The following is a 21,944-nucleotide window of genomic DNA, read 5'->3' as shown; positions in this document are numbered from 1 at the left end:
TTAAATATGATAAATTAATGTGTTGGAATCCATAATTTGAAATAATTATTATCATTAAGTAATTGCTTTTTTGTTATCTTGAAAAATCTGTTCATTAATCCCTTCTTCATGAGCATTCCCTATTTGTTAATTCTATTCAGGTTTTTATTGGCGCCAACTATTATAATTCTTTCTTTTTTAATGGGGGAAGATGCGGCTTACATTGTACTTATTTTGATGTTTTTAGGTTTGTTCTCTGATATTTTTGATGGTATTATCGCACGAAAAATGAAAATTGATACCGAGAAAATGAGGCGATTGGATAGTCAAACGGATTTAATATTTTGGTTAAGCATTGCTTTTAGTTGTTATTTGATTTATCCAGCCTTAATTAAAGAAAACTGGATTGGGGTTATTGCTGTTGTAGCAATGGAAGCAATGTGCTACATGGTTAGCTTAATTAAATTTGGCAAGGAAACATGTACCCATGCCTTCGTTTCAAAAATGTGGGGACTTACATTATTGGCAACATTTACTTGTTTATTAGGTTTCGCCTATGGCGGATGGATGATGAAAGTTTGTATTGTTTTAGGGTTGATTTCGCAATTGGATGTAATTCTAATTATCTTATTTTTGCCTAAATGGACACACGATATTCCTAGCTTTTACCATGCAATTTTAATTAGAAAAGGAATTGAGTTTAAAAAAAGTAAATATTTGAATAGCTAAAGAGGAAATAGTGAATAGGAAATAGTGAATAGGCGTGGTTGAAAACTTAATTATTACTGACCGTCAACTTTCAAATCAATTCTTAGATTAAACCATAAATTTTTTAGTGGGGAAAAGAAATAATAAAATAAAAGACTACTAATTTTGTAGTCTTTTATTTTTATGTTATATTTGATTATCAATTAGTGATAAGGATAACTCTAATTTTATTTTATGTCGATTTATTTAGAATTTCCAAGTATTGATGAATACCCTTTTTATATTAAGCCATTAGCTAGTGATCTAGAAACTTTGACCGAGGAGATAGAGATGATGAAAGAGGAGATGAGTTTATTGCAAAATTATTTATTTCTCAGATTAGTTTGAGAATATATGGCAGGTTAACCTAAAGGAAGGTAGGGGTTTCATAAACCTTTAATAATGGTTCGAATCCATTACCTAGCCACAGGTGCATATATCGGTTTGGGTATGTACTTTTTTGTTTTGTTGACAGCTATAAGCCATCTTTTTAGATGGCTTTTGCTTTTTATGAGATTTTCTAAAAACAGATTTAACTTTAAATGAAAAGGGCTACCCATCCAGGTAGCCGCTTTTCGCAAACCAAATATAAATGTGTATGAACAGGACAAATATAGAAAAATAAAATAAAGACTACTAATTTAGTAGTATTTATTTTAAAATAATTTGTTATCCTTTAAAACGTATCCAAGTTCAATGGTTTTTAGGAAAATTTAGGCAGTTTTAAAAGTTAAAGCGATTGAATTTATTGCACAAACTTTGTTAAATAAGCCTGATAGGAGCGAACACGGAATGAAATGGAGTAAAGCGGATAGCAGGGCTGATGTTACCAAGAATTGCTGAACTTTGGCTTTCAAAAGAGATTCTTTGCTGCGCTCTGAATGACAAACATTTAGTCATCCGATGAATATGGTAAACTGTTAATATTCATCGGATGACTACTAATTGTGGATGACAGCTCTATGTGTAGTTAAACACCAATGAAAAAGTAGTTCTTTGGTTAGGAATAGAATCGACTTCTAAACTACCCCTATGCATTTTCATAATGTTACGTGTTATGGTTAAGCCAATACCAGAACCGTTTTTGCGAGTGGTGTAAAACGGCACAAAAATCTTCTCGATATTTGCAGCTTCAATACCTTTTCCGTTATCACTTACATCTATATAAACTTTGTTATGTGCTAATCTGTAAGTAACTTCAATAATAGGCTGTTCTGTATCTTCTAATGCATACAGGCTATTGGTGATGAGGTTAATTAATGCTTGTTCGATGAGTTTTAAATCTATTTGTAGAGAGATTTTTGAAGAAGTTTGCAATACCTGAAGCTTGATGTGCTTGGCGCTAACCATTGGTTGCATTAACACTTTTACGTGTTGTAAAACTTCGCCAATGCTATGTTGTTCAGTATTTGGTGTAGGTAATTCGGCAATTAAACGGTAATCTTTTACGAAATCTAATAAACCCTCAGACCTACGTTTAATGGTTTGTAAGGCAGGTTTTAAATCTTCAAGGTCTTCCGCATTTAGACTTTCTTTATTGCTAATCATTTGGTTTACCGTATCAGATAACGAACTGATTGGCGTAATTGAATTTAAAATTTCGTGAGAGATTACGCCGATTAAACGGTTCCAAGCTTCGGTTTCCTTTTGCTCAATTTCATCTTTAATGTTTTGAAAAGAGATGATATTATAATCTGCACCATATAAATTTAGCGGAATAACTTCGATAGAAAGTTGAATAAATTTATCTTGAATCTTCAATTCGATGAAACGTTTTCCGCCAGTGTCTATTTGTTCAATTTCTTTAGTGAAAACAGGTAAATGCTGCTCAAATCTATGCCAATAACTATAAGCGGGCACATTTAATAAATTGCTTGCTGCTTGGTTAAAGAAAGATATTTCTGACTTTTCTTGCGTAGATTTTTGCTTCTTAACCACAATTACGCCAACTGGAACTTGTTCTAAAATGGTTTTGATTAATTGGAAAATAGAGTCCTGCTCTAGTTGTATATCCTTGTGAATTTGGATAATTTCATTGAATGATTCGTACAATTCTGGGAAACTTCCTTTGGTTACTTTGTTTTTGAAGTTTAGCGTATGGTCTCTAGTTTTTACCGCTAAAATGAAACGTTTAATGTCTTCTCTAATTTGATTGATGTAGTAATAAATGGAAATGATACTACCCAATAATATTAAGCTAACCCCAGTTATTGTAAACCATAATTGTGTATTCTTAACCAGATAAAACAACAGCGCCGCCATTATGTTGATGAACAACAGACGGATGATTAAGCGGAAGGTGAATCTTTGGTGAAACATTGTTGTAAGCTAAAAGACCAAAGGTAAAAGACTAAAGCGAGATGAGCAAGGTGTTAAATTAAGCTTTGGTCTTTGGACTTTCTGCTTTAGACTTTTTAAAGTCCAAACTTCTCAATTCTTCTATAAAGTGCAGCTCTGGTTAAGCCTAATTCGGCTGCAGCTCTAGAAATGTTGCCTTTATGTTTTTCAATAGCTTTGTTAACCATCATTTTTTCCATTTCATCTAAGGGCATATCAGTTTGCAAAACAGCTTGATTACCAAATTTTTGTGGCGATAGTTGTAAATCATTTTCACTAATTTCCAAACTATCTGTCATAATTACAGCTCTTTCTAAAACGTGTTGCAGTTCACGAATGTTTCCAGGCCAACTATAATTTAAAAGTGTTTGCTCTGCTTTTGCATTGATATTTTTTATGTTCTTATGATACTTGTTACTAAAACTTTGCAAAAAGTGGTAAGCCAAAAGTATCATGTCATTTCCTCTTTGGCGCAATGGCGGAAGAATTAATTCGACTGTGTTAATTCTAAATAACAAATCCTGTCTGAAAGTTCCTTTAGCCACCATTTCATTTAATGGCATATTAGTAGCGCTAATTAAGCGTACATCAATTTTTCTTTCCTTGCTTTCTCCTAAACGAGTAACTGTTCTGTTTTGCAAAACGCTCAATAATTTTGCTTGTAGTGGAAGAGAGAGATTCCCAATTTCATCAAGGAATATGGTACCGCCATCAGCCATTTCAAAGCGTCCAGGTTTGTCTTCTCGAGCATCGGTAAATGCACCTTTTGCATAACCAAAAAGCTCACTTTCAAATAGATTTTCGTTTAAAGAACCCAAATCTACATGCATAAAAATTTGTTTCCTTCTTAACGAATTTTTATGCAATTCATAGGCGAAAACTTGTTTGCCAGTTCCGTTTTCACCTAGAATTAAAACGTTAGCATCAGTAGGGGCTACTTTTATTAATGTTTTTTGAAGATGCTGTACACTTTCGTCATTACCAACTATATGCTCTAGTTTACGAGCCATATCTCCCTGAATAGAAGTGTTTATTTTTTCTAATTTTTTAACTTTTTTATTTGATTGTCTGAGTTTTGCACCTGCGGAAAGTGTAGCAAATAACTTTTCATTTTCCCAAGGTTTAAGGATAAAATCTGTAGCTCCTTTTTTAATGGCCTGAACGGCTAATTCTACGTTTCCAAAGGCAGTCATTAAAATCACCACATAATCTTTATCTATAGAAAGGATATGTTCTAACCAATATAAACCCTCACGACCATCGCTTGCACCTTTTTGGTAATTCATATCAAGCAAAATGATATCAACTTCATTTTTACTCAATAGCACATTAATCTCCCTAGGGGATTTACACGTTAACACCTGATTAAAATGTTGTTTTAAGAAAAGACGAGCACTTAACAGAATATCGTCGTCGTCATCAATTACGAGAATGTTTGCGTCTATCATTGAATTAGGTTAAAGGTTGATGGTTAAAGGTTAGGGCTGGAAGCCTAGTTAAAGCTCCCAAGCTTGCAATTCGTAACTCATATTCACAGCAAATTTATAATGTACTGTTCGATGATGTACAACTAGTGTTCGATATTGAACATATATTTTTGAATATAAAATTTAATTAATTGATTTACAGTGTTTTAAAATTTAATCTACTATTGGCATAAACTTGGCAAATGGCATAGCATTAACACAATAAATCCAAATGGACAAGGTAATACAGAAAAAGAGATTTAATAAAAAAACGACATTAATTATTGTAGGTGCTGTAATTTTTATAGTATTAGTTGCTTATGGCTATAGCTTATCATTAAATAAAACTTTTAAAGCAGAGGCTGATAAAATTACAGTTAGCAAAGTTCAATACGGCGATTTTGAAGATGTGGTTTTGCTCAATGCAAGTGTAGTTCCACTAACATCTGTAATTGTAAGTTCGTCTGAAGGTGGTACGGTAGCACAAATCTTTACAGAAAATGGTGCATCAGTTGTTGCAGGAACTCCGCTTTTAAGAATTGCTAATCCTAATGCGTTATCTAGCTATACAGCTAGCGAAACAAGCATAACGGAACAAATTAATCAATTACGAAAATTGAGATTAGACTTGGAGCAAAATCAAAGGGTGATGAGCCAAGATATGATGGATATTGAGAACAGTTTAAGAACTGCCACTCGTAAATATAAAATTGATAGCACTTTGTTTTCTAAAAAGGTAATTACTCAACAAGAATTTAATGTTTCTAGTCAAGATTATGAGTATTTCCAAGGGAGAAAAACATTACTAAAACAAGCGGTTCGTCAAGAAAATCAAAGTCGTGTAATGCAATTACAACAAATTGAGCTTTCTATTTCAAGAATGAACGAAAGCCTACAGACTATTAGACAGAATATTGAAAATATGACTATTAAAGCTCCTGTTTCTGGCCGCTTATCATCTTATGACCCAGTAATAGGAAAGTCTTATAGTGCTAATGAAATGTTAGGCAAAATTGATGTAATGCAAGGTTATAAATTACAAGCAGGCGTAGATGAATATTACATTAACCGTGTTAAAGAAGGGCAAACTGCTCAATGCGAATTTAACGGGAAGACATATTCATTAAGAGTAAGTAAAGTTATTCCAGAGGTTACTGCTGGTCAATTTCAAGTAGAAATGGTGTTTGAAGGTAAATCTCCTGATGAGTTAAGAAGAGGTTTGTCTTTACAAGTTAAACTAACATTATCGGATAATAGTAAATCACTTTTGTTGGCACAAGGGCAGTTTTTCCAAAGCACAGGTGGAAGTTGGGTGTTTGTTGTGAATAATGGAAAAGCAACGAAAAGAAACGTAAAAATTGGTCGTAAAAACTACTTGTATTACGAAGTGCTTGAAGGATTAAAAAAAGACGAAGAAGTAATTACATCGTCTTACGATCAGTTTAACCAATATGATATTATAGAAATAAATAAATAGATATGCGAATTGAGATGTGAGAATTGAGACACGTTGTCTACAGCATTTTAATTAATAAATAAGAAAAATTTAGGTTGGTTAAGCTCCGAGTCAGGTGCGTTGACTGGAGCACCAACCTTTAAAGATATGACTATTGAGATGTGAGATTTGAGAATCAAGAACATTTCAACTTAACCTGCCTAGGGTAGGCAGGCAACATTAAAACCTTACAACAATTATTATGATTAAAATTGAAAATCTGGAGAAAGTTTACAAAACTGAAGAAATTGAGACTACTGCTTTAAACGGAATTAATCTTCATGTAAAAGAAGGTGAGTTTGTTTCTATTATGGGTCCTTCTGGTTGCGGAAAATCAACTTTGTTAAACGTAATGGGACTTTTAGATAAACCTGAAAGTGGTAGTTATAAATTCATTGAGACAGAACTATTAACCTTGAACGATAGGGAACGTTCAAATTTTAGAAAAAGAAATATGGGTTTTGTGTTTCAAAATTTCAATTTAATTGATGAATTAACCGTTTTTGAAAACATTGAGTTGCCACTGATATACAATAAAGTTCCTGCCGGCGAACGTAAAAAACTAGTAAATGAAATTATTGGCAGGATGAACATTGTTAACCGTTCAGGTCACTTTCCTCAACAACTTTCTGGTGGTCAGCAACAACGTGTTGCAGTTGCTAGAGCTTTGGTTACCAAACCTAAATTGGTTTTAGCTGATGAGCCTACTGGAAATTTGGATAGCACACACGGTAATGAAGTTATGGAATTGCTTTGTGAGTTGAATGAGACAGGGACAACTATCGTAATGGTAACTCACTCAAGCCATGATGCAAGTTTCAGTAACAGAATTATCAACCTTAAAGATGGTCATGTTATCTCTGAAAAAATTAATAAAGGTAGAACGGAAGAACTTATTTAAGCTGAAAGCTTAAAGCTAAGGATAAAAGAGCAAGGAGTAAAGATAGCGGCCATTAAGGTCTAACTACTTTATACTAACTACTAAATACTCAAAAATGTTTAAACTCAACTTAAAAATCGCTTTGCGCAACTTGTGGAAGAATAAAACTTCTTCTTTCATTAATGTAATTGGTTTGGCCATTGGCCTTGCTGCTTGCTTAATGTTGCTGCTATATGTTACCTACGAGTGGAATTTTGATAAACAAGGAAAAAATACCGAAAATTTGTACACTATAATGACCAACATACCTGGTGATAATGGCAAAATTTCAAACACTTTCGAAGGTTCTACAACAGCACTCGGGCCATTGTTAAAAGAAGAAATTCCAGAAATTAAACATTTAGCAAGAATGAATTACCTCAAAAAAGCATTAATTGCGGTTGAGGAAAATAGTTTTAAAAAACTAGGAAAATTTGCTGAACCAGAAATACTCAAATTGTTTGATTACCAATATATAGTAGGTAATGCAGCAACTGCGATGCAAAATCCTAAGTCAGTAATTCTTACTGAAAGCACAGCGAAGGTATTATTTGGCTCTACACAAGTATTAAATAGAGTTGTTAAATATCAAGATACAGAAGATCTGACTGTTTCTGCAGTAATTAAAGATTTGCCAGATAATACTTCTGCAACTTTAAAATTCGATTTTCTAATGCCTTGGGCTTTCTATGAGATGGTAGATGCTAGTGCAAAAGAACTTAATTGGGGCAATTTTAGTTTTGTTACCATGGTTTTATTAGATCCAAATGCCGATGCAACTAAGGTTAATCAAAAAATAGATAAAGTAGTAAAAGCACATTTAGAGCAAGCAAATCAGCCTTACTTCCTTTACCAATTAAGTAAGCTTCATCTGTATGGCAAATTTGAAAATGGTGTAAATGTTGGTGGTGATATTGAGCAAATTTATCTATTTGTAGCATTGGCTTTTGGTATTTTGATGATTGCCTGTATCAATTTCATGAACATGGCCACGGCGAAATCAGAAAAACGTGCAAAAGAAGTTGGCATTAAAAAGACAATTGGTGCCAATAGAATTTCATTGATCATGCAGTTTCTGACAGAATCAATGGTGTTGACTTTTATTGCTGTAATTGTTGCAATTGCCCTGTTAGAAATTTTCTTGCCAACGTTTAATGATCTCTTAAACATTAAATTAAGTATTGGATATTTTAGTGCATCAAGTTGGATGTGGATTTTAGGAATAGTATTCTTAACTGGTATAATTGCTGGGAGTTACCCTGCTTTTTATCTGTCGGCATTTAATCCTATCCAAACTTTAAAAAGGAGAATAAAATCTAATGGAATTTTAGCCATCAACCTTAGACAAGTACTTGTTGTTGGTCAGTTTTGTTTTGCTATTGTATTGATTATTTCTACGATGGTAATTTACCGTCAAATACAATTTATAAAAAATAGGCCAATGGGAGTTGATGTTAATGCGCTTGTAGAAGTTCCGCAAGATGGCGAGTTAAAAACAAAGTTCGAGGTTGTTAAATCTCAACTGCTTAAATCTGGATCTGTGACGGCTGTGTCCCAATCATCTGTAGGTCTATCGCATCGTGGACAAAATTTTATGGATGTAAAATGGGAGGGAATGGCTAAACCAGTCAATACACAATTATTTAATCAAGTAGCAACTACTTATGATTTCATTAAAACAAATGGAATTAAATTAAAAGAGGGAAGAGATTTTTCTAAGAATTTCGCATCAGACTCTGCTGGCATATTAATTAGTGCTGCAGCTCTAAAAGTATTCGGTTATACAAATCCCATTGGCAAAACTGTTACAATATTTGATGATAAATATACTATTGTTGGTGTTTTTGATGATTATGTATGGGATTCCCCGTATAAATCAAATAATCCAGTGATTGTATTTTTTGACCCAAATAGAACTGGTACAATTACTATGCGCTTAAATGAAGCAAATTCGATAGCACAAAACATTGCTACAATTACCGAAATCACAAAACAATTGAATCCAGCATATCCAACTGAAATTAAATTCTTAAACTCAATTTATCTAGAGAAGTATAATTCAGAAAAAACACTAGGTATTCTATCGAATCTTTTCGGTGGACTGGCAATTTTTGTGTCTTGCCTTGGCTTATATGGCTTGGTTGCTTATAGTGCAGAGCAAAGAACGAAGGAATTTGGTGTTCGAAAAGTGTTAGGCGCATCATTATTTAACCTGATGCAATTATTGTCACTTTCTTTTGTGAAAATGATTACAGTTTCTATTATTATCTCTGTTCCATTAAGTTATTATTTGATGAATGAATGGCTAACCAAATTTGAATTCCATACTGAAATAACTTGGTGGATTATACCAATTGCAGGATTGGGAACTTTAATGATGGCTTTGATAACGGTGAGTTTTCAAGCCTATAAATCGGCAAAGGCAAACCCTGTAGATGCATTGAAATACGAATAATTTAAGCTGAAAGCTTAAAGACTAAGGATAAAAGATCAAAGAATAAAGAAAGTGACTATTATCGTCTAACTACTTATACTAACTACTAAATACTCACAAATGTTTAAACTTAACTTAAAAATCGCCTTGAGGAACCTTTGGAAAAACAAAGGCTTTTCATTAATAAATATCGGAGGTTTGGCTATTGGCTTAGCCAGTTGTATGGTTTTGCTTATTTATGTAGCTTACGAGTGGAGTTACGATAAGCAATTTACTAATAACGATAAAACTTATGTGGTTTATCAAAACTCTGTTGCCAATGGAAAAACATTTAGCTGGGCGTGGACACCAAATGCGATGGCCAATGAGGTGCAACAGAAAATTACCGGAGTAAAATATGCATCGCACTCTACCTATCCAAATCCGAAGCTGATTACTGTTGGTGATAAAAAAATTAATAGCAAAGCGGTTTTTGCAGATCTGAATTTTGTTAAAATATTCGATTATAAATTTATAAAAGGTAATGCTCAACAAGTTTTAAAAGATATAAATACCATTATTTTAACCAAGTCTTTTGCTGAGAAATTGTTCGGAACACAAGATCCTATAAACAAAACAGTAAAATTAGAAAATCAGGATGTTTTAAAGGTTTCAGCCGTTATTGAAGATGTGCCAGCCAATAATAGTATTGTTTTTGAGTGTTTAATGCCTTGGGCGTTATTTGAAAAAAGAGAAACTTGGGCAAAAGAGCTCAATTGGGGAAATAACATGTGTCTTACCGTTGTACAATTAAAAGACAATGCTTTTTTCTCTAAAGCAAATGCTGAAATGTTTGGTGTTTATAAACGAAATCAAAAAGGAAACACGGCAGAAGCATTGTTACACCCTTTAACTAAATGGCATCTCTACAGCGATTTTGAAAATGGAAAATCTATTGGAGGAAAAATAGATCAAATAAAAATATTCTTACTATTAGCCTTTTGCATACTGCTAATTGCCTGTGTAAACTTCATGAATTTGTCAACCGCTCGTTCAGAAGGTAGGGCAAAAGAAGTTGGTGTACGTAAAGCAATTGGTTCTTCACGCAGATCTTTAATCAATCAGTTTTTTTTAGAATCGATGCTCATTACATTTATGGCAACGGTTTTAGCATTCATTTTTGTAGAAATTAGTTTGCCATATTTTAATAATCTATTAAATATAAAGCTAACTATCGATTATAAGAATAGTGCTTTTTGGTTTGTTCTTTTTGGCTTGATGATATTTACTGGTTTAATTGCCGGAAGTTATCCTGCCTTATACTTGTCATCCTTTGAACCAATAAAAGTATTAAAAGGTTTAAAAATTAAATCAGATTCATCAGTTTCTGTGAGGAAAGTATTGGTAGTTGGACAGTTTGTATTTGCCGCTTGTTTAATAATTTGTACTGCTGTTATTTATCAGCAGCTTAATTATGTAAAAAATAAACCTATTGGTTATGATAAATCAAATTTAATCCAAATTGCAGTACGAGGTAAAATGGCCGATCAAAGTAAGCTAGAATTGTTAAAAACTCAATTGCTAAAATCTGGTGCAGCGGCTAACGTTACCTTATTTAGTCAGGATATTACAGAAAGTGGAAATAATACTATGGATGTTTCTTGGGAAGGAAAAACTCCGGGAGAGTCAATTCTTTTCAACAATAGGGGGATTGGAAGTGATTTTATTAAAACTATAGGCACTGAATTGGTTTCTGGAAGAGAGTTTGTCATAAATTCTGTAAATGATAGCAATAGTACGATGCTGAATGAATCGGCTGTTAAAATGATGAAGCTTAAAAACCCTGTTGGTGCAAAAATTAAATTTTGGGATAATGATAGGACTGTTGTTGGTGTTATTAAAGATTTTGTTGTAGAAAGCGCTTATCAGAAAGTTGCGCCAATGATATTTTTTCCGAGTTCAACTTGGGGAGCATCAGCAGTAATCGTTCGTTTAAATCCTAATCAAAATATCAGTTCATCATTAGAAAAAATAGATGAATTGGTTAAAGAAATAGAACCTAACTATCCTGTTAATCGAAAATTTGTAAACGAATCTTTCGAGGTTAAGTTTCAGGATGAAAAGTTATTAGGGACACTTTCTAATTGGTTTGGTGGTTTTGCCATATTCATTTCTTGCTTGGGTTTACTCGGATTAGCATTATTTATGGCAGAACAGCGTAAAAAGGAAATTAGTATCCGTAAAGTCTTGGGTGCCAGTACAGGAAATATACTTACTTTGCTAAATAAGGATTTTATAAAACTGGTTGCTATAGCCAATGTAATAGCTTTTCCATTGGCTTATGTAGTTATTAATAAATGGCTTTCTACTTTTGATTATCGAGTGTCAATATCATTTTTACCTTTTGCACTGGCTATTGTTATTTCTGTTTTGATTGCCATTTTAACAGTAAGTATACAATCCATTAAAGTGGCGAAGGCTAACCCAATTGATGCTTTGAAATATGAATAAATTAAGCTGAAAGCTTAAAAGATAAAAGAGCAAGGAATAAAGACAGCGACTATTAAGGTCTAACAGCTTTATACTAACTACTAAATACTCAAAAATGTTTAAACTCAACTTAAAAATCGCATTGCGAAACCTTTGGAAAAATAGAGGAATAACTTCAATTAATGTTGGTGGCTTGGCAGTGGCATTAGCAGCATTTATATTGGTTACGCTATATGCTAATTACGAAACTAGTTTTGATAAGAAAAATCCAAATTACGATCAAATTTATATAGTTGGAAGGATTTTGCCAGACCTTAAAACCAATTACACACCTCCGCCATTTGGAAAAGCCATAAAGGATAATTTACCAGAAGTAGAAAATGTAGGAGTAACAAAGGTAGGTGGCTTTGAGTTTGCTATTTCGAGTAATGGAGCTACTATTTTTACCAAGAATTTATTAAGGCTTGATTACAATGCAGCCAAAATGTTTAATATAAATCCAACCGGAGGATTAAATAAACCAGCTGGTGATGAACGTCTATTTTACCTGAGCAAGGAAAATATGGATGGATTGTTTCCAAATAAAAAAGATAACAAACCTGAGTTGGTTAGTTTGGGAAGTAAATCTGCTGGTCAAACAGCTACTGTTCAAGGTGCAGTAATTAACGATAAACATTCTAATATCACATTTGATGCCTTGTCAATTGCTAACGTTTTAGGAGAAGGTGAAAATTATGGCTACAATAATTATAACACTTATATACAAGTTAAAGAAGGAACAGATATAGCTAATCTTGAGCAAAAAATAACTGCTATGTACCGAGCAGAGCTTGTAAAGGGAGAAACTGATAAGAGTGTTTTAGAACGTGTTAAAGAAGTAAGTGTATTTTTAGATCCATTAAAGAACTTACACCTAAGACCAAAAGCAGGTACTGATGCAAATTATAAGATATTAATTACCTTATCTGTTTTAGGCTTACTGATTTTAGTAATCGCTTGTATTAATTTTACCAATTTAAGCATTGCACAAGCTACAAAAAGAGCAAAAGAAGTTGGCGTAAAAAAAGTAATGGGTGCTTTTCGTTTTCAGCTTACCATTCAATTTCTGCTTGAAATTTTTATGCAATGTGTGGTTGCCACAGTTTTAGGTTTAATTATTGCAGAAATTATTTTGCCACAGTTTAATAATTTATTCCTGGTTGATTTGGCCATTTGGCGTATGGATAACGTATTGATTTGGCAATTACCCTTAATTCTACTTTTCATTACGTTAATTGCTGGTGTTTATCCTGCAATGGTACTTTCTGGCTTTAAACCTGCAGTAGTTTTAAAAGGTAATTTCACTACAAGTAAACAAAGTTATTGGTTAAGAAATAGCCTGTTGGTTGTGCAGTTTAGCATAGCAGTAATTTTTATAACTGGTTTATTAATTATTAGCTCTCAACTGAAATATATGCGCAGCCAGGATATTGGCTTTAGTGCAAATCAAGTAGTTTATATCAAAAACATCGCATACTTTACTAACCCTAAAGATTTTGAGCCGATAAGGGATAGGATAATGAAGATAGAAGGTGTTAAGTCTGCCACGGTAGCTTCGGGAATACCAGATGGCTCGGAAAATGGAACAAATGGATATACTGTAGAAGGAAAAGAAGCTAATATAGATTTCTTGGATATAGACTTTGATTATTTCGAAACCCTAAATATTAAGTTAAAAGAAGGTAGGTTTTTTTCAAAAGATTTTAATACAGATACTGCAAGTTCAGCGATTTTAAATGAAAGTGCAATAGCAAAATATGGACTGAAAAACCCTATAGGTAAAATAATTAGAGGATGTAGAACCGATTATAAAATTGTTGGCGTAATTAAAGATTTTAAAACTCAAGGGTTTGAAACGGCAATACAACCAACTATTTATACAATGAAAAACCCTTGTGGCAACAGTAAACTAGAAATTATGCTGAAGGTTGATGAAAGCCGTATGTCAGAAGTTTTAGCAACATTAAAATCACAATGGTCTGATATTAATAAAAAAGATGGAGATAATTTTCGTTATCAATTTTTGGATGAATTATATGGTAAGCTTTTCCAGAAACAAGAGCAGTTACAATCTGTGTTTTTTGCAGCAGCAATACTTACTATTTTAATTGCAATGTTAGGCTTATTTGCCTTTGCAAAATACATCACCAATGGTAGAATAAAAGAAATCGCAGTGCGAAAAATTCTTGGTGCAAATGATTTGCAAATCTTTAAATTAATTAATAGTTCATTTTTTGTACTGGTAATGATTGCCAATCTAATCAGTTGGCCATTAGCTTACATTTTAACCAAAAAATGGCTAGAGACTTTTGCCTATAGAATCGAAATGCCAATATTGCCTTTTATATTAAGCGCAGTTATAACCATATCCTTAACCATTATAACAGTAAGTATTCAAGCTAGAAATGCTGTAAAAGCAAATCCAGTAGACGCATTGAAATATGAATAATAATAGTTAAGAGTTGCCGGTTATAAGTCTGGGCTCATAACTCGTAACCATTACATTACTATGTTTAAACTCAACCTAAAAATCGCATTACGAAACCTTTGGAAAAACAGAGGTATAACATCAATTAATGTTGGTGGTTTGGCTATTGCATTAGCTGCGTTTATTTTGGTAATGATGTACGCAACTTATGAAACTACTTTTGATAAGGAAAACCCGAATTATGATAATATTTATGTTGTTGGTATAACATATCCAGAATTTAAAACTTATTACACGGCTGCTCCATTTGCAAAAGCCATTAAGCAAAATTTTCTTGAAGTTGAGTCTGTTGGTCTTATAAAAGAAAGTTCTTTTGAGTTGACAATCAAAAATGGGAAAAAAACACTTTTCACTGGAAAAATTCTGGCCGCTGATTATAATGCTGCGAAAATCCTCAACATACAGCCAAAAGGTGGTTTAGTACAACCATCTGGAGATGTAGAAAGGCTTACTTATTTAAGTGATAAAAGTATGAAAACGCTTTTCCCAAGTAAAAAAGATAATAAGCCCGAAATGGTTGGTTTTGGAGCTAGTAACTCGGGAATAACGGGAACAATAGCTGGGTCGATAAAAAATAACCTGCACTCTAACTTTGTTTTCGATGGTGTCTCTATTGGCAATGAATTAGGTAATGGGGATAATTATGACATGAACAATTATACCATTTGCCTACAGTTAAAATCTGGAACAGATGTGATAAATTTGGAGCAAAAAATTACAGACCTATACCAAGCTGAATTACTAAAAAGTAAAAAAGGTAAAAGAAATGATGAAATTAAAGGTATTTCTGCATTCTTAGATCCATTATCTAATTTGCATTTAAGACCAAAAGCAGGTAACGATACTCCATATAAAATATTAATTGCACTTTCAGTATTAGGAATATTGATTTTGGTAATAGCCTGTATTAATTTTACTAATTTAAGTATTGCACAAGCTACCAAACGTGCCAAAGAAGTAGGTATTAAAAAAGTAATGGGCGCTTTCCGTTTGCAATTAACCACGCAGTTTCTGGTAGAGATTTTTATGCAATGCTTTGTAGCTATCATTTTGGCTTTAATTTTAGCAGAATTAATCTTACCAAGCTTCAATAACCTATTTCAAGTCCAACTCACTATTTGGGATTTGGAAAACAAATTATTTTGGCAGTTGCCACTTATTTTATTGGTAATTACAATAATTGCTGGTATTTATCCTGCTTTAGTTTTATCAGGTTTTAAACCTGCATTGGTTTTAAAAGGAAATTTTTCTACCAGTAAACAGAGTTATTGGTTGCGTAATGGCCTACTGGTATTTCAATTTAGTATTGCTGTAGTATTTATCATTAGCTTATTTACCATCAATTCGCAATTAAAGTATATGCAAAGCCAAGATGTAGGTTTTAAAACAAATCAAGTAGTTTATATTAAAAATTTAACACTTTTTAATAAGCCTGCGAAAATGGGGTCAGTAAATTTTGAACCAGTTAGAGAGAAAATGTTGAAAATTCCGGGTATTCAGTCAGCAACCGTGGCAACCTATATACCAGGCGGTACAAATGGGATAAATAGTTATTCAGCTAATGGTGTAAAGGCCAATATTGATTTTGTAAACGTTGAATTTGATTATTTCGAGACTCTTAATATCAAATTAAAGGAGGGTCGTTTCTTCTCTAATACATTTAAAACTGATACGGTAAATTCTGCTGTGGTCAATGAAACTGCAGCAGCGAAATATGGAATGAAAAATCCTATTGGGCAAACTATTACAGGCAGTGGTATTGAATATAAAATAGTTGGTGTAATTAAAGATTTTAAATCGCAAGGTTTTGAAATTGCAGTTCAACCCACCATTTATACCATTAATGATCCTCATGGAGATTATAAAACGCAAATCATGGTTAAAATTGAGGAAAACAGAATGGCAGAGGCTTTAGCTGCATTAAAATCCCAATGGTTACAAATTAATCCAAAAGATGGAGAAGATTTTCGATACGAATTTTTAGATGAACTTTATGGCAAGCTCTTCAAAAAACAAGAGCAGTTACAGTCTGTGTTTTTTGCAGCAGCCATACTAACCATTTTTATTGCAATACTAGGTTTATTTGCCTTTGCAAAGTACATCACTAATGGCAGAATAAAAGAAATCGCAGTGCGAAAAATACTGGGAGCAAATGATTTACAAATATTTAAATTAATTAATAAAACATTTTTTGTAATGGTTCTAGTTGCCAATTTAATCTCTTGGCCCTTGGCTTATATTCTTACCAAAAAGTGGTTAGAAACTTTTGCCTACCGGGTAGATATGCCTATTTTACCTTTTACTTTAAGTGCACTAATAACCATTTTATTAACCATTGTTACCGTAACCATACAAGCTAGAAAAGCAGTTAAAGCAAATCCTGTAGATGCTTTAAAATACGAATAGAGACAGTTTTCAGTTAACAATTTTCAACTATAAAACTATGTCTCAAATCTCATATCTCACTTCTCAATACTGAAAGATGTTCAAACTCAACTTAAAAATCGCATTGCGAAATCTATGGAAAAACAAAGGCTATACTTTTATCAACGTTATTGGTCTTTCCATCGGAATGGCAAGTTGTATCCTTATCTTTTTGTTTATTCGCTATCAATTAAGTTTTGATGAGAGCATTAAAAATGAAAATAGAATTTATCGATTTGTAACCGAATGGAAATACGATGCTTTTGATGATTATTCGAATGCGGTTGCAATTCCAGCTGTAAAAACAGCAAAGAATGAAATTGTAGGAATAGAAAAAGCTGCGGCAATTTTTAGAAAATGGCACATCATCCGCGTTAAAGATGCTACGGGTAAGGATTTAGTTAAAAAAGACGAAACCGTTTATTACGTTGAACCTGATTTTTTCGAAATATTTGGAATGCAGTGGTTGTATGCAAAACCAACTACAGCATTAAATGAACCCAATACGGTAGTATTATCAGAAACAGCTGCCAAGCATTATTTCGGGAATTCGCAAAATGCGATTGGTAAAAACGTAACAATGGGCAATAAAACCTTGCTAAAAGTTAGTGGTGTATTTAAGGATATTCCAAAAAATAGCAGTTTCCCGCTCAATATTATGGTAAGTTATCAAACTTATCCAGAGAAAGATGATGAATGCTGGGATTGTGTAAGTTCTGGAAATGAGTTTTACATATTATTAAAAGACGGTTTAAAGGCTAAGGATATCGAAACATCATTGGCGCAATTTAATAAGAAGAATTATGCCGACAGAAAAGTTGCGGGCAATCAAAACAACAAATTAGAAGCATTACGAGATATTCATTTTAGTGAACATTATGATAACTTTTCTAACCTCACTATTAGTAAAACCCAGATTTACGGATTGGGCATTATAGCGCTTTTTTTAATTATTACCGCTTGCATCAACTTTGTTAATTTAAGTACAGCTCAAGCTATTAACAGAGCTAAAGAAGTCGGTGTTAGAAAAGTAATGGGAAGTTTGCGTAAACAATTAATTGTGCAATTCTTAACCGAAACTTTTTTAGTAACATTAGCGGCAATGCTTATTGCTTGTGTATTAGCAGAATTAGCTATTCCTCAGATGGAAAATCTTTTTAAAGGCACTATTTCTGTTGGTCTGTTTCAGCATCCAATCATTTTTGTATTTATGCTTTGTTTGGTGATGTTTGTCGGTTTTTTAGCGGGTTTTTATCCAGCTATCATCATGTCGGGTTTTACACCAGTATTGGCAATTAAAAGCAAAATTAAGCTAAATAATGGTGGTTTAAGTTTGCGCAGAATCTTGGTAGTAGTGCAGTTTTCAATAGCCATTATTCTAATTATTAGTACCATAGTAGTAATGCGCCAAATGGAGTATTTACAACAAAAACAGCTTGGTTTTAACGCAAACGAAGTAATGATGATTAGCTTACCAAATGATAGTTTGAATAGGCTAAAGCATGAGAATTTTAAAGATAGATTGTTGAAAATTCCTGGTGTTAACAAAGTGAGTTATTGTCAGGATGCGCCTTTATCGCCAAATATAAATTCATCTGATTTTACATTTAATGGAATAAAAAATAAAGATTTCGAGGTAAGGAGAATGAAAGCGGATGAAGATTATTTTTCATTATTCGATTTAAAATTAATAGCCGGAAAACTATTTGCTAAAAATGATACAGCAAATGGATACGTGGTTAACGAAACCTTTTTAAAGAAAGTTCACATTAATAATCCACAAGATGCCATAGGTAAATTGATAAACTCTACCGGACAAAATATTCCAATAATTGGTGTAATTAAAGATTTTAATGATTTATCGCTAAAAGACAATATTTCTGGGTTAACCATTTCTGCGGGTAAAAATAATTATTGGAGGGCGGCCATAAAATTAGATACTAAACATTTATTCTCAGCAGATAAAAAAATTGAACAATTGTGGAATAGTTTGTTTCCAGACCAGATTTATTATTCAAGTTTTGTGAATGAAAGTATTAATAGCCAATATGAAACCGAAAAAATAATGGGCATTCTATTTAAAGTTTTTGCTGGAGTAATTGTTTTTATTTCTTTTATTGGTTTATTTGGGCTGATGGCTTTTGTAGCCACACAACGCACTAAAGAAATGGCAATAAGAAAAGTTTTAGGCGCTACTACGTTTGAGTTGGTAAAAATGCTAAATGGTTCCTTTCTGTTGATGGTATTTATCGCAAATTTAGTGGCTTGGCCAATTGCTTACTTAATTGTGAGTGAATGGCTTAAAGGTTTTGCCTATAGAATGGAATTGAGTGTTTGGCCATTTATTTTAGCCATGTGCATTACCATGATTATTACTTTATTAACAGTAAGCATCCGCTCTTACAAAGCTGCAGTTGCAAATACAATTGATGCTTTAAAATACGAATAAATTTTGATGGTAGAGGGTAATAAGGCGTAGGGTTTGTACATCAACAACCTTCCGCCTTCCAACTCAATACCTTCCACCTTAATTAACCGTTCGCAAGCGTACAGCTATTGTTCGAAAACGAACATTTTTTTGCAATTAAAATTATTAAGTATCTGAATTATAGTTGTTTAATTTATTTTAATTCCTTGGTATAAAATTGGCACATCTCTAATCGAAATAATTTTCAAACTATGTCTCACATCTCAAATCTCACATCTCAAATCTCACAGGATGTTTAAATTAAACTTAAAAATCGCCCTTCGCAACCTTTGGAAATACAAAGGATATACCGCCATAAATGTTTTTGGCCTATCAATTGGATTAGCCAGCTGCATTCTCATCTTCATTTTTGTGAGCTATCAAACCAGCTTTGATAAGGATTACGTCAATAGCGATAGAATATATCGTGTGGTATCTTCATGGAAATATGCAGATGCAAATGAATTTCAATCGCCGGGTGTACCCTTACCTTTAGCTCCAGCTATGAGAAATGATTTCTCACAATTTGAAAAGGTTGCTGCTATTCAGCAAAGTGGAGGCATAGTAAAAGTAAAAGCACAAAAAGGCAAATCAGAAATTAAAGATTCTGAATCTGTATTTTATGCAGAGCCCTCATTTTTCGAAATTTTCGATTATAACTGGTTATCAGGCAATGCAAATCAAGCATTAAATACACCAAATACAGTAGTGCTGTCAGAAAAAATGGCTATAAAGTATTTTGGAGATTGGCAAAAAGCAGTAGGTAACAGCATTAATTTTAATACCGATAAAGATTTTAAAGTTACTGGAGTAATTAAAGATAATCCACAAAATAGCAGTTTCCCGTTAGGTATTATTTTTAGCTATTCAAGCTACAATAATAGAAATTTGAAAGTATGGAATTCTGTTTCCTCAAGTTCTGAGTGTTTTGTATTACTTAAAAAAGGTGTAGCGGTTACAGAGTTAGATAAACCATTGCAACAGTTCATCAAGAAATATTATGTGGAAAAAGGACCAGGAAAAGAAGGACATCAGTTTCAACCATTAAGTGATATTCACCACAATGAAGATTATGGCAATTTTGCAAACCAAGTTACACCTTACAAGCAAATTTTGGGTTTAGCCATTATCGGTTTGTTCTTGCTGATAACTGCTTGTATAAATTTCGTAAATCTTGCTACGGCGCAAGCAATTAGCAGGAGCAAGGAAGTTGGTGTTCGTAAAGTAATGGGAAGCAGACGCAAGCAGTTGATTTGGCAATTCTTAAGCGAAACTGCATTGATTACAGTGATTGCCTTGTTATTAGCCTGTGTATTAACCGAATTAACCTTGCCAAAAATGGAAAATCTATTTGGTGGTGATGTCAATTTCAGTTTGTTTGGTGAACCGATTATATTTATTTTCTTGTTAGGTTTATTGGTTTTGGTAAGCTTCTTAGCAGGTTTGTATCCAGCATTAGTTATGTCTGGTTTTAGTCCGGCTTTGGCTATAAAAAATAAAGTTGCCGCAAACGCTGGAGGAGTTGGTTTGCGTAAAACTTTGGTTGTTGTACAGTTTGCCATTACTGCAATTTTAATTGTAAGTACACTTGTTGTAATTAAACAAATGAGTTACATACGTGATAAATCTCTTGGGTTTGATACAGACGCAATCGCAATGATAAATTTACCAACAGATAGTGTAAGCCAAATAAAATACAGTGGTTTTAAAGAAAGGCTATTGGCAATAAATGGTGTAAAGAGTATAAGCTTTAATGGGGGAGCACCATCTTCTGGCAATAATAACGAAACCAGCTTTAACTACAACAGTTCAAAAAGTGCAGAATTTCAGGTAAATGTTAAAACTGCTGATGATGAATACTTTAAAACCTTTGGGTTAACCTTAATAGCAGGAAGACAATTAGCTAAAAGTGATACCACAAAAGAATTTGTGGTAAATGAAACTTTACTTAAAAAACTGAATGTTAAAAATCCAGCAGATGCTATAGGCAAGATAATGCGCATATGGGGGGCATCTGGTCCAGTTGTTGGCGTAGTGAAAGATTTTAATAATTATTCATTACATGAAGCAATTGCACCAATAGCTATATTCTCTAGAAAAAGGAACTATGAAAACGTTGCCATTAAGTTAGATAAAAAAGAGATGTTAGCAACGCTTAAAAAAATTGAAAGTACATTTAACGCTACTTTTCCAGACTACGTTTACGAAAATAATTTCTTTGATGAAAGTTTAAAAGAATACTATGAAACAGAACAAATTATGGGTACACTTTTTAAAGTTTTTGCAGGTGTGGTCATCTTTATTTCTTTCATTGGCTTGTTTGGTTTAATTTCTTTTGTGGCCACACAACGTACCAAAGAAATTGCCATTAGAAAGGTTTTAGGGGCTTCAAATTTAGAGCTCATTAAAATGTTAAATAGTTCATTTTTATGGATGGTGCTAATAGCAAATATGGTGGCTTGGCCAGTAGCTTACATTTTTGTTAAAAATTGGTTAGCAGGCTTCGAATATCGTATCGATTTAAGCATTTGGCCTTTTGTTTTTGCCATGTTAATATCTATGACCATTACCATTATTACAGTTACACTGAGAAGTTATAAAGCAGCAAAAGCAAATACAATTGATGCATTGAAATACGAGTAATTTAAGCTGAAAGCTTAAAGACCAAAGATGAAAGAGC

The 21,944-nt window shown here is 33.0% G+C and carries 11 protein-coding genes and 1 tRNA gene; 10 read left to right on the top strand and 2 right to left on the bottom strand.

Features of this window, described 5'->3' with window-relative positions; all coding sequences use genetic code 11:
• Nucleotides 1-108: 108 nt before the first annotated feature.
• Nucleotides 109-708, top strand: coding sequence for a CDP-alcohol phosphatidyltransferase family protein (locus EZ428_RS09780; RefSeq protein ID WP_131552958.1), 600 nt, complete (start codon nucleotides 109-111; stop codon nucleotides 706-708).
• Nucleotides 709-1,082: 374 nt separating this feature from the next.
• Nucleotides 1,083-1,153, top strand: a tRNA-Met gene (locus EZ428_RS23975).
• Between the two features lie 533 nt (nucleotides 1,154-1,686).
• On the opposite strand, the gene EZ428_RS09775 is transcribed toward EZ428_RS23975, so the two are convergent.
• On the bottom strand, nucleotides 1,687-3,045 hold the full coding sequence (locus tag EZ428_RS09775; protein WP_131552957.1) for a sensor histidine kinase: 1,359 nt from the start codon (nucleotides 3,043-3,045) through the stop codon (nucleotides 1,687-1,689).
• A gap of 95 nt (nucleotides 3,046-3,140) precedes the next feature.
• The gene (locus EZ428_RS09770) at nucleotides 3,141-4,511 is read right to left on the bottom strand and encodes a sigma-54-dependent transcriptional regulator (RefSeq protein ID WP_131552956.1); all 1,371 of its coding nucleotides are present in this window, start codon (nucleotides 4,509-4,511) and stop codon (nucleotides 3,141-3,143) included.
• Between the two features lie 250 nt (nucleotides 4,512-4,761).
• Here EZ428_RS09770 and EZ428_RS09765 point away from each other — a divergent pair, with 250 nt between their 5' ends.
• From EZ428_RS09765 to EZ428_RS09730, 8 genes are all read left to right on the top strand, one after another.
• On the top strand, nucleotides 4,762-6,006 hold the full coding sequence (locus tag EZ428_RS09765) for an efflux RND transporter periplasmic adaptor subunit (RefSeq protein ID WP_131552955.1): 1,245 nt from the start codon (nucleotides 4,762-4,764) through the stop codon (nucleotides 6,004-6,006).
• Nucleotides 6,007-6,226: 220 nt separating this feature from the next.
• Nucleotides 6,227-6,925, top strand: coding sequence for an ABC transporter ATP-binding protein (locus tag EZ428_RS09760; protein ID WP_131552954.1), 699 nt, complete (start codon nucleotides 6,227-6,229; stop codon nucleotides 6,923-6,925).
• A gap of 94 nt (nucleotides 6,926-7,019) precedes the next feature.
• A complete protein-coding gene (locus EZ428_RS09755) occupies nucleotides 7,020-9,398 on the top strand; it encodes an ABC transporter permease (protein WP_131552953.1) in 2,379 nt (792 codons plus the stop codon).
• Between the two features lie 99 nt (nucleotides 9,399-9,497).
• Nucleotides 9,498-11,867 carry an ABC transporter permease gene (locus EZ428_RS09750; protein ID WP_131552952.1) on the top strand — a complete coding sequence of 790 codons (2,370 nt, stop codon included), beginning with the start codon at nucleotides 9,498-9,500 and terminating at the stop codon, nucleotides 11,865-11,867.
• Nucleotides 11,868-11,961: 94 nt separating this feature from the next.
• Nucleotides 11,962-14,334 carry an ABC transporter permease gene (locus tag EZ428_RS09745; protein WP_131552951.1) on the top strand — a complete coding sequence of 791 codons (2,373 nt, stop codon included), beginning with the start codon at nucleotides 11,962-11,964 and terminating at the stop codon, nucleotides 14,332-14,334.
• Nucleotides 14,335-14,394: 60 nt separating this feature from the next.
• Nucleotides 14,395-16,779, top strand: a complete 2,385-nt coding sequence (locus EZ428_RS09740; RefSeq protein WP_131552950.1) for an ABC transporter permease — start codon at nucleotides 14,395-14,397, stop codon at nucleotides 16,777-16,779.
• A 76-nt stretch (nucleotides 16,780-16,855) separates the two neighbouring features.
• The gene (locus EZ428_RS09735) at nucleotides 16,856-19,246 is read left to right on the top strand and encodes an ABC transporter permease (RefSeq protein ID WP_131552949.1); all 2,391 of its coding nucleotides are present in this window, start codon (nucleotides 16,856-16,858) and stop codon (nucleotides 19,244-19,246) included.
• A gap of 270 nt (nucleotides 19,247-19,516) precedes the next feature.
• Entirely contained in the window at nucleotides 19,517-21,907 is a 2,391-nt protein-coding gene (locus EZ428_RS09730) for an ABC transporter permease (RefSeq protein ID WP_131552948.1), read from the top strand.
• Nucleotides 21,908-21,944 lie beyond the last annotated feature (37 nt).

The organism is Pedobacter frigiditerrae (genome assembly GCF_004331645.1).
Lineage (GTDB): Bacteria > Bacteroidota > Bacteroidia > Sphingobacteriales > Sphingobacteriaceae > Pedobacter > Pedobacter frigiditerrae.
Note: the sequence above shows the minus strand (reverse complement) of the source record. Positions and strands in the feature narration are given on the sequence as shown.

Excerpts from the sequence above, each read along its gene's own strand:
- EZ428_RS09730 (WP_131552948.1), top strand. The coding sequence starts at position 19,517 with ATGTTTAAATTAAACTTAAAAATCGCCCTTCGCAACCTTTGGAAATAC.
- EZ428_RS09780 (WP_131552958.1), top strand. The coding sequence starts at position 109 with ATGAGCATTCCCTATTTGTTAATTCTATTCAGGTTTTTATTGGCGCCA.
- EZ428_RS09745 (WP_131552951.1), top strand. The coding sequence starts at position 11,962 with ATGTTTAAACTCAACTTAAAAATCGCATTGCGAAACCTTTGGAAAAAT.
- EZ428_RS09770 (WP_131552956.1), bottom strand. The coding sequence starts at position 4,511 with ATGATAGACGCAAACATTCTCGTAATTGATGACGACGACGATATTCTG.
- EZ428_RS09760 (WP_131552954.1), top strand. The coding sequence starts at position 6,227 with ATGATTAAAATTGAAAATCTGGAGAAAGTTTACAAAACTGAAGAAATT.
- EZ428_RS09755 (WP_131552953.1), top strand. The coding sequence starts at position 7,020 with ATGTTTAAACTCAACTTAAAAATCGCTTTGCGCAACTTGTGGAAGAAT.
- EZ428_RS09775 (WP_131552957.1), bottom strand. The coding sequence starts at position 3,045 with ATGTTTCACCAAAGATTCACCTTCCGCTTAATCATCCGTCTGTTGTTC.
- EZ428_RS09735 (WP_131552949.1), top strand. The coding sequence starts at position 16,856 with ATGTTCAAACTCAACTTAAAAATCGCATTGCGAAATCTATGGAAAAAC.
- EZ428_RS09765 (WP_131552955.1), top strand. The coding sequence starts at position 4,762 with ATGGACAAGGTAATACAGAAAAAGAGATTTAATAAAAAAACGACATTA.
- EZ428_RS09740 (WP_131552950.1), top strand. The coding sequence starts at position 14,395 with ATGTTTAAACTCAACCTAAAAATCGCATTACGAAACCTTTGGAAAAAC.
- EZ428_RS09750 (WP_131552952.1), top strand. The coding sequence starts at position 9,498 with ATGTTTAAACTTAACTTAAAAATCGCCTTGAGGAACCTTTGGAAAAAC.